The organism is Pseudomonas sp. HR1 (assembly GCF_030175875.1).
In the GTDB taxonomy this organism is placed as follows: Bacteria; Pseudomonadota; Gammaproteobacteria; order Pseudomonadales; family Pseudomonadaceae; genus Chryseomonas; species Chryseomonas oryzihabitans.
In genome coordinates this window covers 25,202-40,232 of record NZ_JASNRF010000004.1, presented here as the reverse complement: position 1 = coordinate 40,232, position 15,031 = coordinate 25,202, and the positions used below count along the sequence as shown (strand labels likewise).

At 70.4% G+C, this 15,031-nt stretch carries 15 protein-coding genes and 1 pseudogene; 3 read left to right on the top strand and 13 right to left on the bottom strand.

Going from position 1 to position 15,031, the window contains the following annotated elements; genetic code table 11:
* Window positions 1–113: 113 nt before the first annotated feature.
* Window positions 114–650, bottom strand: a complete 537-nt coding sequence (locus QKY98_RS15485) for a DUF2059 domain-containing protein (protein WP_037006907.1) — start codon at window positions 648–650, stop codon at window positions 114–116.
* A gap of 171 nt (window positions 651–821) precedes the next feature.
* Between QKY98_RS15485 and QKY98_RS15480 the strand changes: the two genes are divergently transcribed.
* The 3 genes from QKY98_RS15480 to QKY98_RS15470 all read left to right on the top strand — a co-directional run bounded on the left by QKY98_RS15480 (window position 822) and on the right by QKY98_RS15470 (window position 3,602).
* A complete protein-coding gene (locus tag QKY98_RS15480) occupies window positions 822–2,216 on the top strand; it encodes a class II fumarate hydratase (protein ID WP_007162356.1) in 1,395 nt (464 codons plus the stop codon).
* Window positions 2,203–2,823, top strand: a complete 621-nt coding sequence (locus tag QKY98_RS15475; protein WP_007162355.1) for an NAD(P)H-dependent oxidoreductase — start codon at window positions 2,203–2,205, stop codon at window positions 2,821–2,823. The genes QKY98_RS15480 and QKY98_RS15475 overlap by 14 nt, the downstream gene beginning before the upstream one ends.
* Window positions 2,824–3,041: 218 nt before the next feature.
* Window positions 3,042–3,602, top strand: coding sequence for an RBBP9/YdeN family alpha/beta hydrolase (locus tag QKY98_RS15470; RefSeq protein WP_267401426.1), 561 nt, complete (start codon window positions 3,042–3,044; stop codon window positions 3,600–3,602).
* 17 nt (window positions 3,603–3,619) lie between these two features.
* Here the strand turns inward: QKY98_RS15470 and QKY98_RS15465 are convergent, their stop codons facing one another.
* The 12 genes and pseudogenes from QKY98_RS15465 to QKY98_RS15410 form a co-directional block, all read right to left on the bottom strand.
* Window positions 3,620–4,312: a hypothetical protein gene (locus QKY98_RS15465; RefSeq protein WP_284671202.1), complete on the bottom strand. Its 693-nt coding sequence runs from the start codon at window positions 4,310–4,312 to the stop codon at window positions 3,620–3,622.
* On the bottom strand, window positions 4,309–4,731 hold the full coding sequence (locus QKY98_RS15460; RefSeq protein WP_044342617.1) for a hypothetical protein: 423 nt from the start codon (window positions 4,729–4,731) through the stop codon (window positions 4,309–4,311). The genes QKY98_RS15465 and QKY98_RS15460 overlap by 4 nt, the downstream gene beginning before the upstream one ends.
* Window positions 4,728–5,765, bottom strand: coding sequence for a type II secretion system protein GspL (locus tag QKY98_RS15455; RefSeq protein WP_284671201.1), 1,038 nt, complete (start codon window positions 5,763–5,765; stop codon window positions 4,728–4,730). The genes QKY98_RS15460 and QKY98_RS15455 overlap by 4 nt, the downstream gene beginning before the upstream one ends.
* 649 nt (window positions 5,766–6,414) lie before the next feature.
* Window positions 6,415–6,486 (bottom strand): annotated as a pseudogene (locus tag QKY98_RS15450) (prepilin-type N-terminal cleavage/methylation domain-containing protein); the annotation flags it as partial.
* Complete coding sequence (locus QKY98_RS15445) at window positions 6,483–6,824, bottom strand: prepilin-type N-terminal cleavage/methylation domain-containing protein (protein WP_007162349.1); 342 nt, start codon at window positions 6,822–6,824, stop codon at window positions 6,483–6,485. The gene QKY98_RS15445 and the pseudogene QKY98_RS15450, both read right to left, overlap by 4 nt.
* Entirely contained in the window at window positions 6,821–7,279 is a 459-nt protein-coding gene (locus QKY98_RS15440) for a GspH/FimT family pseudopilin (protein ID WP_284671200.1), read from the bottom strand. Before QKY98_RS15440 ends, QKY98_RS15445 begins: the two co-directional genes overlap by 4 nt.
* Before the next feature lie 6 nt (window positions 7,280–7,285).
* The gene (gene gspG / locus QKY98_RS15435) at window positions 7,286–7,726 is read right to left on the bottom strand and encodes a type II secretion system major pseudopilin GspG (protein WP_007162347.1); all 441 of its coding nucleotides are present in this window, start codon (window positions 7,724–7,726) and stop codon (window positions 7,286–7,288) included.
* 23 nt (window positions 7,727–7,749) lie between these two features.
* The gene (gene gspF / locus QKY98_RS15430) at window positions 7,750–8,955 is read right to left on the bottom strand and encodes a type II secretion system inner membrane protein GspF (protein ID WP_145248596.1); all 1,206 of its coding nucleotides are present in this window, start codon (window positions 8,953–8,955) and stop codon (window positions 7,750–7,752) included.
* Between the two features lie 24 nt (window positions 8,956–8,979).
* Window positions 8,980–10,437, bottom strand: a complete 1,458-nt coding sequence (locus QKY98_RS15425; protein ID WP_284671199.1) for a GspE/PulE family protein — start codon at window positions 10,435–10,437, stop codon at window positions 8,980–8,982.
* Window positions 10,437–12,443 (bottom strand): type II secretion system secretin GspD, encoded by a 2,007-nt coding sequence (gspD, locus tag QKY98_RS15420; protein ID WP_284671198.1) that lies wholly within the window; start codon window positions 12,441–12,443, stop codon window positions 10,437–10,439. The genes QKY98_RS15425 and gspD overlap by 1 nt, the downstream gene beginning before the upstream one ends.
* Window positions 12,440–13,207 carry a hypothetical protein gene (locus QKY98_RS15415; RefSeq protein ID WP_052382688.1) on the bottom strand — a complete coding sequence of 256 codons (768 nt, stop codon included), beginning with the start codon at window positions 13,205–13,207 and terminating at the stop codon, window positions 12,440–12,442. The genes gspD and QKY98_RS15415 overlap by 4 nt, the downstream gene beginning before the upstream one ends.
* Window positions 13,207–14,877 (bottom strand): bifunctional UDP-sugar hydrolase/5'-nucleotidase, encoded by a 1,671-nt coding sequence (locus tag QKY98_RS15410; protein ID WP_042138099.1) that lies wholly within the window; start codon window positions 14,875–14,877, stop codon window positions 13,207–13,209. The genes QKY98_RS15415 and QKY98_RS15410 overlap by 1 nt, the downstream gene beginning before the upstream one ends.
* Window positions 14,878–15,031: the final 154 nt, after the last annotated feature.

Below are 15,031 nucleotides of genomic sequence, written 5' to 3'. Positions count from 1 at the left end.
TCGACTGTAAGAACCCGCATTCTAACGGGCTGGCGGCCCGCCCGGAATCGCTCCGGTCGGCCCTCAGACGACAAAGCCCGGAACAGGTCCGGGCTTCGTGGCAACGGCGGGAATCAGCGCTTGGCGGGCGGCGGCGCGTTCTCGGCACCGGCCGGCGGCTTCACGCCCAGCTCCTTGTCCATCTCGGCGAGGATGCCGTTGACCTTGGGTACCGCCTGCTCCAGCTTGGCCTGGGTCAGCTGGGCGGACTGCGCCGACAGGCGCGGCAGGGTGGCGATCATCTTCTTGCCCAGATCGGACTGGTAGAACTTGATCAGACCTTCCAGCTCATCTTCGGTGAAGTTGTCGGTGTACAGCTTGACCATCTCGGGCTTGATCTTTTCCCAGCCGATGGTGCTGTCCAGCGCCTGGTTGGCGCGGGCGGTGTAGCTTTCCAGCACGGCCTTCTTGGCCGGCGCCTTGGCCTGCTCGAAGTGCTGGGCGAAGAGTTGCTGGACCTGGGCATAGACCGGCGTGGTCAGCTTGTCGGCGTTGGCCAGCTTGAGAAAGCGCTCCGCGTCGGCCGCGTGGCTCTTGGCATCGGCCAGGGCGAAGCTGCTGGCGCTGGCGAGCACAACGACGGCGCCAAGCGTACGGAGGGTCTTCTTCATGGGCATCCTTCAGGAGGCTGAAAATGGACCGCGAGTGTGCCACAGAGCGGCTGAACCTGGCCTGAACTTGGCGAGGATCCGCAGCTATTTGAGAACACTTCCCATTTGGGAACCCTGGCGCTAACCTGCTGCCCAAGTTAGCTGGACCCTACCTCATCAACGGAGACCGCCATGAGCCGCACCGAAACCGATAGCATCGGCCCCATCGAAGTAGCCGACGACGTCTACTGGGGTGCCCAGACCCAGAGGTCGCTGGAAAACTTCGCCATCGGCAACCAGCAGATGCCGCTGGCGGTGGTGCATGCCCTGGCGACGGTGAAGAAGGCGGCCGCGCGGGTCAATCTGCGCCTCGGCGAGTTGCCGGAAGACGTCGCCACCCTGATCGAGAAGGCCAGCAGCGAGATCCTCGACGGTTTCCATGACGACCAGTTCCCCCTGGTGGTCTGGCAGACCGGCAGCGGCACCCAGAGCAACATGAACGTCAACGAGGTCATCGCCGGGCGCAGCAACGAGTTGGCCGGCAACGGCATGGGCGGCAAGAAGCCGGTCCATCCCAATGACCACGTCAATCGCGGTCAGAGCTCCAACGACTGCTTCCCCACCGCCATGCACATCGCCACCGCCCTGGCGGTGCAGAACGACCTGCTGCCGGCCATCGCCGAGCTGTCCGGCGGCCTGGCGCTGCAATCGGCACGCTACCAGAACCTGGTCAAGACCGGCCGCACCCACATGATGGACGCCACCCCGGTGACCTTCGGCCAGGAGCTGTCGGCCTTCGTCGCCCAGCTGGATCTGGCCGAACGGGCCATCCGCAACGCCCTGCCGGCGGTCCTGGAACTGGCCCAGGGCGGCACCGCCGTGGGCACCGGTCTCAACGCGCCCAAGGGCTTCGACGAGGCCATCGCCAAGGAAATCGCCGAACTCACCGGTCTGCCCTTCGTCACCGCACCGAACAAGTTCGCCGCCCTCGCCGGCCATGAGCCGCTGGTGGCCCTGCACGGCGGCCTCAAGACCCTGGCCGTGGCCCTGATGAAGATCGCCAACGACCTGCGCCTGCTGGGTTCCGGTCCGCGCGCCGGTTTCGCCGAGGTCAAACTGCCGGCCAACGAACCGGGCAGCTCCATCATGCCGGGCAAGGTCAATCCCACCCAGTGCGAGGCCCTGTCGATGCTGGCCTGCCAGGTGATCGGCAACGACGTCACCGTGGGTTTCGCCGCGAGCCAGGGCCATCTGCAGCTCAACGTCTACAAGCCGGTGATCGCCCACAACGTGCTGGAATCCATTCGCCTGCTGGCCGATGGCTGCCGCAACTTCAACACCCATTGCGTCACCGGCATGGAACCGGACGAGCACAAGATGGCCGAGCACCTGGAGCAGGGGCTGATGCTGGTGACCGCGCTCAATCCGCACATCGGCTACGACAAGGCCGCCGAGATCGCCAAGAAGGCCTATGCCGAGAACAAGACCCTGCGCGCCGCCGCGCTGGAGCTCGGCTACCTGACCGATGCGCAGTTCGACGAATGGGTACGTCCGGAAACCATGCTGGAAGCCGGTGGCCGTGGCTGAGGCACGCGGCGCCACGCCGCTGGAAGGGGATGGCCGGCGCCTGCTGGTCATCCAGGGCAATCCCAAGCGCACCAGTTTCTGCCAGTCGCTGGCCGATGCCTATGTCCAGGGCGCCCAGGCCAGTGGCCAGGTGGTACGCCAGCTCAAGCTGGCCGACGCCCAGTTCGATCCGGTGCTGCGCGAGGGCTATGACCTCTCGCAGACGCTGGAGCCGGATCTGCTGGAAGCCCAGCGGCAGATCCACTGGGCCGAGCACCTGGTGTTCATCTACCCGGTGTGGTGGAACGGCCTGCCGGCGGTGCTGGCGGGCTTTCTCGAGCGCGTGCTGCAACCGGGCTTCGCCTTCGCCCAGCGCGATCAGACCTGGGGCGGCGAGCCGCTGCTGACCGGCCGCAGCGCCGAGCTGCTGGTCACCTCCGACACCCCGCCCTCCCCCTGGCAGCGCCTGCGCAACCAGGCGCCCCATCGCCAGGGCATCCAGGAAGGCCTCGAAGCCTGCGGCATCCAGGTGCTGCAGGTGCACGAGTATTCGCCGGTGCGGGCGGCGGACGAGGAGCAGCGGCTGCGCTGGCTGCAGGAAGTGGAGCGGTTGGGGCGGAACGAGTAGTTGGGTTTTTTGATCGCGGCCATGGCGGTCCGCCGACGCGGCCGCTCCTACACAAGACAGATATTTCCGTAGGAGCGGTCGCATCGGCGAACCGCCACGATCGCGATTCCGCCACTGCATACCAAGGCGTAAGGCATAACCAAAGCGCCTTTTATTCTTTCTCCTGCGGATCAACCGTCGGCACTATCGATGCTCCCCTTCCCCCGCGGAGCACCGCCATGACCCGCTATCTCATCCTTCCCGGTTGGCAAGGCTCCGGTCCCGAGCATTGGCAGACCCACTGGCAACACCGCCTGCCGGATGCCCGTCGGGTCGAACAGGACGACTGGCAGCGTCCCGATCCGCAGCGCTGGGTCGCCGCTCTCGACGCGGCCATCGCCCAGGCCAATGCGCCGGTGGTGCTGATCGCCCATAGCCTGGGGTGCGTGACCGTCGCCCGTTGGGCGGCCAGCGCGCCGGTGGCCCGCCGGCAGCGGGTGCTGGCGGCCTTGCTGGTGGCGCCGGCCGATGTCGAACGTCCGGGTTGCCCCGTGGAGCTAGTGGGTTTCGCCCCCTTGCCACGCCAACCGTTACCCTTCCCCTCGCGGGTGGTGACCTCGGACAACGACCCTGCCATCAGCCTGCCGCGGGCGGAAGCCCTGGCCCAGGCCTGGGGCAGCGAACTGGATATCCTGCCCGGTGCCGGCCATATCAACACACGCTCCGGGCATCGGCAGTGGGAGGAAGGCTTGCTCCACCTGGCGAAGCTGGGGTCGAGCCAGGGCCTGCGCGTCGCCTGATCCCTGCCCTTCCAGATTCAGAAGCGCCCCATCACCTGGCTCTGCCCGGGCCTGAGCCAGCCGATGCTCTGCAGCACCGACGCCATGTCGCTGCCGGGCTGCGCCGTGCCCTGCACCTGCCCGCGCCAGTTCGCCAGGCTCAGGCGCAGTTCCAGGCGATGCTGGCCGGTGCGCTCGAAGACGCCCTGCAGCCAGGGCGCCGTCTGGCAATCCACCTGCAACCGGGACTCGCCCAGGGCGAGACGCCGGGGCGCCAGGAGCTGCAGGCCATCGCCCTGCCATCCGCCACCCGCCGCCTGGCAACGTCGCCAACTGCCTGCCAGGCGTACCTCGCCCACCAGCCGACCGGCGAGCAGCGCGCTGCCCGGCGCCTGCAGCCAGCGCAGGTCACCTCCGGCGAGATCGGCCTGCCACCGCCAGGGCCAGCCGCTGAGGACCATGCCCCAGGGCGCAGCCTCGGCCTCGCCGATCCTGACCTGCAACCGGCCCGGCCAGCGCAGCTGCCATTGCCAGGGTCCGGCACCGCCGCCCGGCCAGTCGAGGCGCTGCATGCCGCCGCCCAGCAGGGAACCCTGCAGCCCCACCGGGGTGACCTGGGGCGGTAGCAGCCGCGGCAGCCAGTCCGCCGCGGGCCAATAGAGCAGGCAGCCCAGGGCGAAGATCAGCAGGGCGAACAGGGCAACGACCAGGCGCGCGAGCCAGCGGATCATGGCGTCCGCCCCACCAGCACCGCCAGGACGTCCAGTTCGAAGGCCACGCCCCCTGACTGGCTGCGAATCCTGAGGGTCTGCGGCAACCAGCCGCGTGCCCGCGCCCAGGCCTGCAGCCGTTCCACCGCAAAGATATCGGCCGCCTCGCCACGCAGGTGCCAGACCGGCTCGGCCAGGGTCAGGGCGCTGAAGGTCACCCCACCTACCGCAGCGCGCCAGTCCGCTTCCTGCAGCGGCTGGGCGACCGGCAGTGCCCGGGCCTCTGCGGCAAGGCGGACCCAGTCCACCGAAGCCGGTCGGCCGCCGGGTGTGGGGCGCATCCAGAGGGTGGCGGCCAGCAGCAGAATGAGCAGACCGCCGAGGGCCAGTCGCTGGCGGTCGGCAGGCAGCCGCTGCCAGCGCTGCAAGAGGGTGCTCATGGTCGTTTCTCCGTCGGGACTGCCAGGCGCAGGGTCAGACGTCCGGCCTGCCGTTGCCACTGCAGGGTAGCGAATTCCTCGCCGAGTCGGCTGCGCAAGGTGTTGTCCAGACTGGCGGGCCCTTCCAGCACCAGCTGGATGCCCTGCTCATCGAGCGACCACTCCACCAGACGCAGCCCTGGTGCGCTGGTCAGGGCGGCGCCAAGGGGCTCCCTGAGGCGCTGCCAGAGGCGCCACTGGCCCTCCAGCTGCCGCCGGGTGCGGCTGGCCAACTGGAGTTCGCGTTCGGCGCGGCCGGCCTCGAGACGGTCGCTGGCCAGACCCAGCCGTTGGGCGACATAGGCCCGGTCGAGCTGGGCCAGTCGCCACTGCTGGACCTGTTGCAGGCCCAGGTGCAGGATCGCCAGCACCGCGGCAGCGGCCATGCCCAGCACCAGCGGACGCGGCAGGCCCAGCGCGGGCCGACTGCGACGCTGGCCCTGGCGCGGCCAGAGATCCAGGGGCGCGACACCTGCGGCGGGCCGGGGCCAGAGCGGATCGCGGGAGGCCTCGGGCCCGGCTTCGAGCAGCGCGGCCAGGGCGGGCGGCAGACTGGCTTCGAGGGCGTGCGGCCAGGTCAGCCAGACCTCGTGGCCCTCGAGGCGGGTCTTGAATCTCAGGCCTTCGCCCAGGCGCAGGCCGATCCCGCTCTCGGCGGTGGGCTCGGGCAGCAGCTGGAAGTCGACCCAGCAGGCCGCCACCGTCCAGCCGCAGGCGGCGCAGTGCTCACGCCAGGCCTCCAGCAGCGCCCGATCCAGGGCCAGCAGGCGCAACCGACCCGGGCTGCGCCCCAGGCAGACCAGGTGCTGGTCACTGGCGTCCGCCAGCAGCTGGTCCTCCAGCAGCAGGCCCCATTCGTGCGGACGCAGCCCCTTGGGTGCGGCGACATCGAACAGGCTGCAGTCTTCGCCATGCAGCAGCAGGGTCACCGGCTGGGCGGACGCGGGCAGCGCTGCCGCGGCTTGCAGCTGGCCGTCCTGAAGGCGCGCGGCCACCAGCGGATTGTCCGGGCCCGGCGGACCGGGTCGCCGCGTACGCAGGAGCAGCCGCGTGGAGCTGTGGGCGGGGCTGAGGTCGCGGCGCAGCAGGGGCAAAAGGCGCCCGAGCGGGAGGGAGGCGAGCATGGGGGCAACCTGTCTGAGGCAGGGCGAAGGTACAGACATAGCCGGCACCCTGCAGGGTAAAGGTCAGCCGTACCCCGTTGGCGGGTTCGGCCGGGGGCGGATAGGCGAGCCAACGACCGCCGCCGTGGAATTCCAGTTGCAGGCGCTCGATGCCGGGCTGATCGAACACCGGTTGCCAGACCGGGGCCTCCACCGCATCCAGCTCGGCACTGCGCCAGAGTCGCAGCCGTTCCTGGGCGGCATCCCATTCCAGGCGTTGGCGGCGCAGGCGACCGGCGCCCTGCCCCGCACTCAGCGGCAGGCTGTCCAGGGCGACCCAGTCCAGGCGGTTCTCGGCGGGGCGCCAGTCCAGCAGGGCGTTGTGCAGCGGCAACCGGTGCTCCTGCAGCGGGCGCAGGACCAGACCACCCAGGCGCCGCTCCAGCAGGCCGCAGAGGTCCAGCACCCGGGCGTTGGTCGATTCCCGCGCGGCCAGGCGACCGCGGGCGTCGAGCCAGAGATTGACCAGACTGCCGAGCAAGACGGCGAGCAGCGCCGTGAGGGCGATGGCCAGCAGCACCTCGATCAGGGTCATGCCCGCCTGGTTTCTCATGGCTGGACTCCGGCCTGGATCGGCCAGTCGCCCAGGCTTCGACTGAGCGCGGCATCGGCATAGAGCGTCAGCCGCCCGCCGAGGGGGCCGCTTGCGCCCTCCAGGCGCCAGTAGCAGCGTTCGCCACCCTGGTTCAACTCGCCCTGGCCGGTGGCCAGGCCCTCCACCTGCGCCCGGGCAGTGAGTTCACGTGCGCACAGCTGGGCCAGCTCGCGGGACTGGGCGACCCCGGCGATGTCCAGTCGCTGGCCGATCACCTGGCTGACGCCCACCGCCATGAAGGCGACGATGGCCAGGGCCACCAGCACCTCCAGCAGGGTGAAACCGGTCTGCTTCATGGCTGCTCCACCGAGGCGCGGCCGCGCCCGTCGACCACCAGCAGCCACTGCCGCTCGTCTTCGGCAAAGGCCAGGCGCTGGCCCTGGGTATCGCCATTCGGCCACCAGATCAGCCGCGGCTGGGCACTCACCGGCTCGGCCAGTTGCAGACCACTCGGCCAGCGCCCGTCCGGCAGATCGGCACTGGCCAGGGGTTGCCAGCGTGGCCCGCGGGTGTCGGCCACCAGTTGCAGATAGCGAAAGCCGGTGGCGTCGGCCTGCCAGCCGAGGATGCGGCCGCTGCGGCGGGCGGTGTCCCGCGCCAGCTGGAAGTCCCCTGCCAGGCTTTCCAGGCGCCACTGCCCGGCCGGAGTGCCGCCGCCCAGGCGTGCCACGCCCACCGCGGTGAGCAGGCCGACGATCAGCAGCACCACCATCAGCTCCAGCAGGGTGAAACCGCCCTGGCGCCCCGGCATGGCAGCTCAGAGGGTCCAGTTGCCGATGTCGGCGTCGCTGCCCTCGCCGCCTTCGCGACCGTCGGCGCCGAGGCTGTAGAGATCCACTCGGCCATGTTCGCCGGGGATGCGATAGCGATAGGCGGCGCCCCAGGGGTCTTCCGGCAGGCGGCGGATATAGCCGTCGGCGCGGTAGTTGCGCGGCTCGGGGGCCTGGGTCGGCTTGCTTACCAGGGCGGCCAGGCCCTGCTCGGCGGTGGGATAGCGCAGGTTGTCCAGGCGGTACATGTCCAGCGCCTGCTCCAGGCTGGCGAGATCGGCGCGAGCCTTCTGCTGCATGGCCTTGTCCTGGTTGTCCAGCACATTGGGCGCGACGATGGCCACCAGCAGGCCGATGATGAAGATCACCACCATGATCTCGATGAGGGTGAAGCCGGCCTGGCGGGCGGGTACGGCGTGAGAGCGCATCGCGAAAGTCTCCTTGGGGTGCATCAGAGGTTGAGCGCCTGGTTGAGCTGCATGATGGGCAGCAGGATGGCGAGGACGATGGCCAGCACCACGCCGCCGAGGATGAGGATCAGCACCGGTTCGAACAGCGCCAGGGCCAGGTCCACCTGCTGGTTGAAATCCCGCTCCTGAGCATCCGCAACCCGCTCCAGCATGGCGTCGAGGGTGCCGCTGGCCTCGCCGCTGGCGACCATGTTCACCAGCAGCGGCGGAAACACCGCGGTGCGATCCAGCGCCCGGCCGAGGCCGGTACCGGCGGTGACCTGCTCGATGGCGGCGTCCAGGGCGTCACCCAGGACCTGGTTGCCCAGGGTGGCGCGACTGACCTGCAGGCCTTCGAGCACCGGGATGCCGCTGCCGACCAGGATCGCCAGGCTGCGGGTCAGGCGGGCGCTGTCGAGCGTGCGCAGCAACTCGCCCAGGCGCGGTAGACGCAGCAGTTGCCGATGCCAGCGTCGCCGCCACAGGACCTGGCGTAACAAGCGCTGCAGACCGACACCGGCCAGCACCAGCAGACCCAGCAACCAGGGTCCGAAGACCAGCAGGCCATCGCTGACGGCCACCAGGGCGCGGGTGATCCAGGGCAATTGCAGGCCACTGTGGATGAATTGCTCGGTGAGCTTGGGCACCACGAAGGTCATCAGACCGGCCACCACGGCGATGGAGACCAGGGCCAGCGCCAGGGGATAGATGAGCGCGGTGCGCGCCTTGTGGCGCTGGCGCTGCACCCGTTCGAGATAGTCGGCCAGGCGTTCCAGCACCGGGCCCAGGCGCCCGGCCCGCTCGCCGGCGGCCACCAGGGTCAGGTACAGCGGATCGAAGGTGCCGGGATGGCGGCCCAGGCTGTCGGCCAGGGTGTAGCCCTCGCGCACCTGGCCCAGCAGATCCAGCAGCAAGGCCTTGAGCGCCGCCTGGCGACTCTGGCGCTCGAGCATCTGCAGGGCCTCGGCCAGGGGAATGGCGGCGCCCACCAGGGTCGCCAGCTGGCGGGTGAAATCGGTGCGACTGTTGGCGTCCAGCCGTGCGCCGCGACCGCGCGCGCCGCGCACCGGACCGCTCGCCTGCACCTCGCGGGGAAAGAGGCCGCGCTCGCGCAGTAGCTGGCGGGCGTGGCGCTCGCTTTCGGCCTGGATGACATCGCGCTGGCGACGCCCGTCGCCGTCCAGCGCCAGGTAGCGGTAGGCCGGCATCAGCGCAGCGCTCCGTCGAGGGCGTTACTGGTGCACCGCACGCAGCACCTCCGCCAGGCTGGTCTCGCCCGCCGCCAGGCGCGCCAGGGCGCCCTCGGCCAGGGTCGCGCGGCGGCCTTCCAGCAGTCGCGCCATCTCGCCTTCACCGGCGCCGCGATAGATGAGTTCGGCCAGTTCGGCGTCCAGGGCGACGAATTCATAGAGCCCCAGGCGACCGCGATAGCCACTGCCGTTGCACGCCGCGCAGCCCTGGGGTTCGCGCAGCCGTTCGAGGCCGGCCAACCCCGGCAGGAGCGCCTGCTCGGCCGGGCGCAACGGACGCCAGGCGGCGCAGCCACAGAGCCGCCGCACCAGCCGCTGGGCCAGCACCCCCTTGAGGCTGGAGGCCAGCAGGAAGGGCTCCACGCCCATGTCGCGCAGGCGGGTAATGGCGCCCAGGGCGCTGTTGGTGTGCAGGGTGGAGAGCACCAGGTGACCGGTGAGACTGGCCTGCACGGCGATGCCGGCAGTCTCCACGTCGCGGATCTCGCCGATCATGATGACGTCCGGGTCCTGGCGCAGGATGGCCCTCAGGCCGCTGGCGAAGGTCAGGCCGGCGCGGGGGTTGACCGGGGTCTGGCCGATGCCGGGCAAGGCGTATTCCACCGGGTCTTCCACGGTGAGGATGCTGCGGCTGCCCTCGTTGAGCAGGCCCAGGCTGGCATAGAGGGTGGTGGTCTTGCCCGAGCCGGTCGGCCCGGTCACCAGCAGGATGCCGTTGGGCTGGGCCAGGGCACCACGCAGGCCAGTGTCTATGGCCGGCGGCAGGCCGAGGCGCGCCAGCTCCAGCAGGCTGGCCTGCTTGTCGAGGATGCGCATCACCACCCGCTCGCCGTGGACGCCGGGCAGGGTCGAGACGCGGATGTCGACGTCCCGGCCGCTGGCCCTCAGGGTGATGCGGCCATCCTGGGGCTGGCGCTTCTCGGCGATGTCCAGCCGCGCCATGACCTTGATCCGCGACACCAGCATGGCCGACAGGGCCCGCGGCGGGCGCAGCAATTCGCGCAGCACCCCATCCACCCGCACCCGCACCACCAGCGCCTGCTCGAAGGTCTCCACGTGCAGGTCGGAGGCGTCCAGGCGCAGGGCCTCGGCGAACAGGGCGTTGATCAGGCGGATCACCGGCGCCTCGCCAGCGCTGTCGAGCAGGTCCTCGACCCGCGGCAGCTCCTCCATCAACCCGGCCAGGTCGACGCTCTCGCCCAGGCCTTCCACCAGGGCTTCGGTCGTGGCCTGGCCGGCTTCGTAGAGCGGTCCCAGGCGCTGTTCGAAGACCTCGCGGGGCAGCCAGTCACAGCCCAGGGGGGGACCATGGCGACGCTGTACTTCCTGCAGCAGGGCCAGGTCGGCATCCGTACGGCACAGCAGCCGATAGCCGTCGGGCGCGGCGGCCAGGGCGATACCGGCCTGGCGCGCCAGGCGATAAGGCAGCGTCGGTGTCATCAGAGGCCGTCCAGGCGCGCCCGCGCCGAGGGATAGAGACTCTGCAGGGTGGGCGCGCCGCGACTGCCCGGCGGGGTGGCCGGCAAGGCAGCGGCCGGGGCGGCGGCGCGCATGCCGCGATACTTGTCCTCGCTGATCTGCTGCACCAGCGCCGGATCGCGCAGGATGCGCGGGCGGATGAACACCACCAGATTCTGCTTGGTGCTGGAGCGGGTGCGCGACTTGAACAGATTGCCCAGCACCGGCACGTCGCCCAGCAGCGGCACCCGCTGGTCGCTGTCGTTGCCTTCGTTGCTGATCAGGCCGCCGAGGACGATGAGGCCGTTGTCCTCGACCATCACCGTGGTCTTGATCTCGCGCTTGTTGGTGACCACGTCGCTGGCGCGCACGTTGTCGGCCAGCGACGAGACCTCCTGGACGATCTCCATGCGCACGGTGTCGCCTTCGTTGATCTGCGGCTTGAGGCGCAGCTTGACCCCCACCTCGCGGCGCTCGATGGTCTGGTAGGGATTGGCGTTGTTGCTGGTGACCGAACCGGTGACGAAGGGCACCTCCTGGCCGACCATGATCGAGGCCTCGGCGTTGTCCAGGGTCAGCAGCGTCGGCGTCGACAGCAGGTTGAAACCGCTCTCGCTGCGCATGGCCTGCAGCAGGGTGACGAAATTCAAACCGCTGCCACCGATGCGCCCGACCCCGGCGGAGATGCCCTGCATGCCCGACAGCAGACTGCCCAGGGCGGTGGTGTCCTGGTTGGCCGCGGCGGCGGCGATGCCGTTGATGGGCGTGCCGTTGGTGAAGTTGACGCTGCCCGCCGGCAGGTTGCCGTTGCGGTCGAGAAACAGCCACTGGACACCCAGCTGGTTGGCCTTGGTGTCGGTGATCTCGGCGATGATGGCTTCCACCACGACCTGGGCGCGGCGGATATCCAGCTGGCTGATGATGCGCTTGTAGCCGGCGAGCTCCCGTGGCGGACCGATCAGCACGATGGAGTTGGTCCCCATGTCCGCTTCCAGACGAATACCGGGCGCCCCCGGCGCCAGCGTCCCGCCGCTCTTGGGCAGCGGGGCTTCCCCTTCCGCCCCACCCTCCACAGGGGTGGTATTACCAGCAGCAGGCGCCACGGGAATCTCCACCCGTGCCTCCTGGGTGACCTCGCCGCTCAGGCCGCGCAGCACCTTGACCACCTCGCCGGCCTTGGCGTGGTGCAGATAGACCACCTCGGTGTCGCTGGCCGCATCGCGAGAGACGTCCAGTTCGGCCACCAGCCGGCGCACCTGGCGGCGCACGGCCTCGTCGCCGCGCACCATGAGAGCATTGCTGCGGGCGTCCGCCAGCACCTGGACACCACCACCGGCCTGGCCGCGACTGGCCAGCAGCCGCTCCACCAGCGGCGCGGTGTCGCGCGCCTGGGCATGGCGCAGGGTGATCATCTCCACCGGCTCGTCGCGGCCGCGGTCCAGCCGCGTCAGCAGTTGACCGATGCGACTGAGGTTGCTGCGCCAGTCGGTCACCACCAGCAGGTTGCTGGCCGGATAGGGCGTGGCCACCCCGACCCGGGCGTCCATCAGCGGACGGACGATGCCCAGCAGCTGTTCGAGATTGCCACCGCGCACGGCGAACACCCGGGTCGCCACGGTATCGCCGGCCCCGGCCTTGGCCGGGGCGCCGTCATCCAGCTCCACCGGCAGCGGCTCGGTACGGGCGGCCTGGTCCGGCAGGATCTTCACGCTGCCGTCGTCCAGCTCCACCGCGGCGTAGCCGTTGGCGCGCAACTGGGCCAGGGCCAGGGCATAGACATCGTCGGCGGCCAGGGGCTGGGCGCTGCGCACCGTCAGGGTGCCGCGCACCCGGGGGTCGATGACGAAGTTGGTGCCGGTGATGCGCCCGACGCTTTCGATGAACAGATCGATCTCGGTGTTCTCGAAGTTGACCTCGAAGCGTTGTTCGGCCTGGGCGCCGAGCAGGCAGAAGGCGAGGAGCAGGCCGCAATAGCTGCGTTTCTTCACAGGGACAGTCTCACGGGTAGGGCCAGGGCACGCCCCTGACGTTCCAGTTCCAGGGTCAGGGCGCCGGTGGCGCGCCAGTGCGGCAGGCGTTGCAGGAGCGCCCGGGTATCGGCCACGGGGACGGCGTCCACCCGGCGCAGGACGTCGCCGGGCTCCAGGCCCAGGCCACTGAAGAAGGCCGGCTCGGCGCCGGGTTGCAGGCGGTAGCCGGTCAGCTCGCCATGCTCGCGCACCGGGGTGGCGCGAATGCGCCTGAGCAGAGTGGCCAGGTCACCCTCCTCCGCGCTCGGCAGGGGCGCGGCCTTGATCGGCGCCGGCTTGGCCGTACCGCTGGCGGCGAGCCCGACGAGTTCGCGCGGCGCCGGCCAGGGCAACCGCTCTTCGCGATCGCCGCGGGTAAAGACCAGGCCCTGGGCGTCGATGGCGGTCAGCACCAGACCGGGCGCCAGGCTGTCGCCCAGCACCAGGGACAGCTGGCGATCGCCGTGGCGCAGCACCACCACCGAGCCGTCGATGGGCACCGCCTTGATCGCCCCGACCCACTGGATCGGCAGGCTGCTGGGTGCGGCCTGGCTGGCGGCGCGCCAATGGCCGGCAAGCAGATCGGCCGCCGGTGCCGCCTCGACCTGGGCGCTGGGCGCGGGCGTCGGCAGCCACAGCAGGCGCAGGTCGCAGACCACCCGGGCCGCCAGCCAGGCGGCGATGCCCAGCCACAGCAGGGTCAGCAGCCGCAGCGCCAGGGGATGGATGAGCAGGCGCGCCATCAGGCCAGCGACTCCAGACGGCGGCGCAAGGCAGCCAGCGGATGCCAGCCCGGATGACCCTCGACGAACTCCAGGCGTGGCGGCGCCAGGGGTACCAGGCCCCAGTCGGCGGGCCGGGCGCGCAGATAGGCTTCGAGGCGCTGCCACAGCGCCTCGCCGGTGCCGAGTTCACGCCCCAGGGCAAAGGTGCGACAGGTAAAGGAGGCGCCCAGGGGTGCCTGCAGCGGTCCGATGCGCTGGCCGCGCGGCGCGCCGTAGCGGCAGGTCCACTGAACGCCCAGCAGCCGCGGCAGATCCTGGCTGTTGTCCAGCAGCAGGGGTTCGCCGAAGCGGTTGTCGGCGGCCTCTTCCAGAAGCGTGCGCAGGCCGTCCGCCGAGGTGGGCAGATCCAGCACCGTGGCCTCGTGGCCGCCACAGAGGGCGATCAGGTGCTCGCGGGTGATCCAGTCGCCCCGCCGCAGGGGCAGGTCATATCTGAGCCCTGGCAGCAGCACCGGCTGCGCATCGCCACCGCCCAGGGCCGCGGCGATCAGGGCATCCCAGCTGCCGCCGAGCAGGTCGCGGCGCCAGAGGTCCACCGGCGCCCGTGCCAGGCGCTGGTCGAGCCAGCCGGCATGGGGCGCCCGGGCCCGCGCCAGTTGCCGCTGATAATGTTCCAGCAGGGCTCGATCCGAGACGCGCTCGGCCTGCACCGGATGGAAGACGGCGTCCAGGCGCCAGCCGTCGCGACCGCCCCGGCAGCGGATCTCGAAGATACCGACGCCGCGGCAGCCCGGCAGGCACACCGGCAGCGGACGCCCGCTGCCGCGCATCACCGGGATCAGTTCCGGCCAGAGATCCTGGCCGCGGGCGCAGAGCAGCAGGTCCGCTTCCTCCAGCCGCTCGGCCAGCCACAGGCCCGGCCCGCTGCCGACATCGGCCAGCACCACCAGCAGATCGGCCTTGCCCCGGGCCTCGGCCAGCACCGGGCGCAGTCGGGCATACCAGTCGGCCAGCGGCGCCTGCTGGTCGCTGGCATAGGGATCGGTCACGCCGACCAGGGCGATGCGCACCCCGTCGCGCTCGATCAGGGCGAAGGGGGCGACGCCCAGGGCGGTGCGCTGGTCTTCGGTAAGGGTGGCGCCCAGCACCGGGCGACCATAGCGGCGATAGAGGGCGGCGCTGCGCTCGGGCCAGAGCAGGCGCTCGTCGCTGCTGACACGGACCTCGCTGCCCAGCAACTGGCTGCCCTCGACCCCGGCCTCGCCGCGGGTCAGCTGGGTCAGGCCGCTGCCGTTCCAGCTTTGGCCGTTTTCCAGGGTCAGGCTACGGATCGCGCCCTGGCGGGTGCGCAACTGGGTCAGCTGGCAGGCCAGGGCGGCATAGCCACCATAGCGCTGGCCGTCGCCACGCCCGGCATCCAGCAGCGGTGCCAGCGCGGGAGCGAGACGAGCCGCGTCGGCGCCGGTACGCCAGGGCGCGGCGCCGATCCGCCCGGCCGGCCCGAGCCGCACCCGCGGCACCACCGGCCAGCCGGGTTCGCGGGCATCCAGGGTGTCGGCGACATAGAGCAGCTGCAGATCGGTGTCCGCCGGACTGGCGGAAAAACCCCGGGCACAGCCACCCAGCAGGGGTGCCGTGGCGCCCGCCGCGAGCCAACCCAAGACCTGGCGTCGTGCCCAGTTGCCCATCCGATGTCTGCCTTACGCGCTTAAATGAGGGCGGCATCCTAGGCGGCGAAAAGCTACAAATTCATGACAAAACAGCAGGTTACAAACTGTTACAGCGCGACTGCCGGGAAATGACCGGCTGTAACCTTTCAGTCACCAGACCATCACAGAGGCT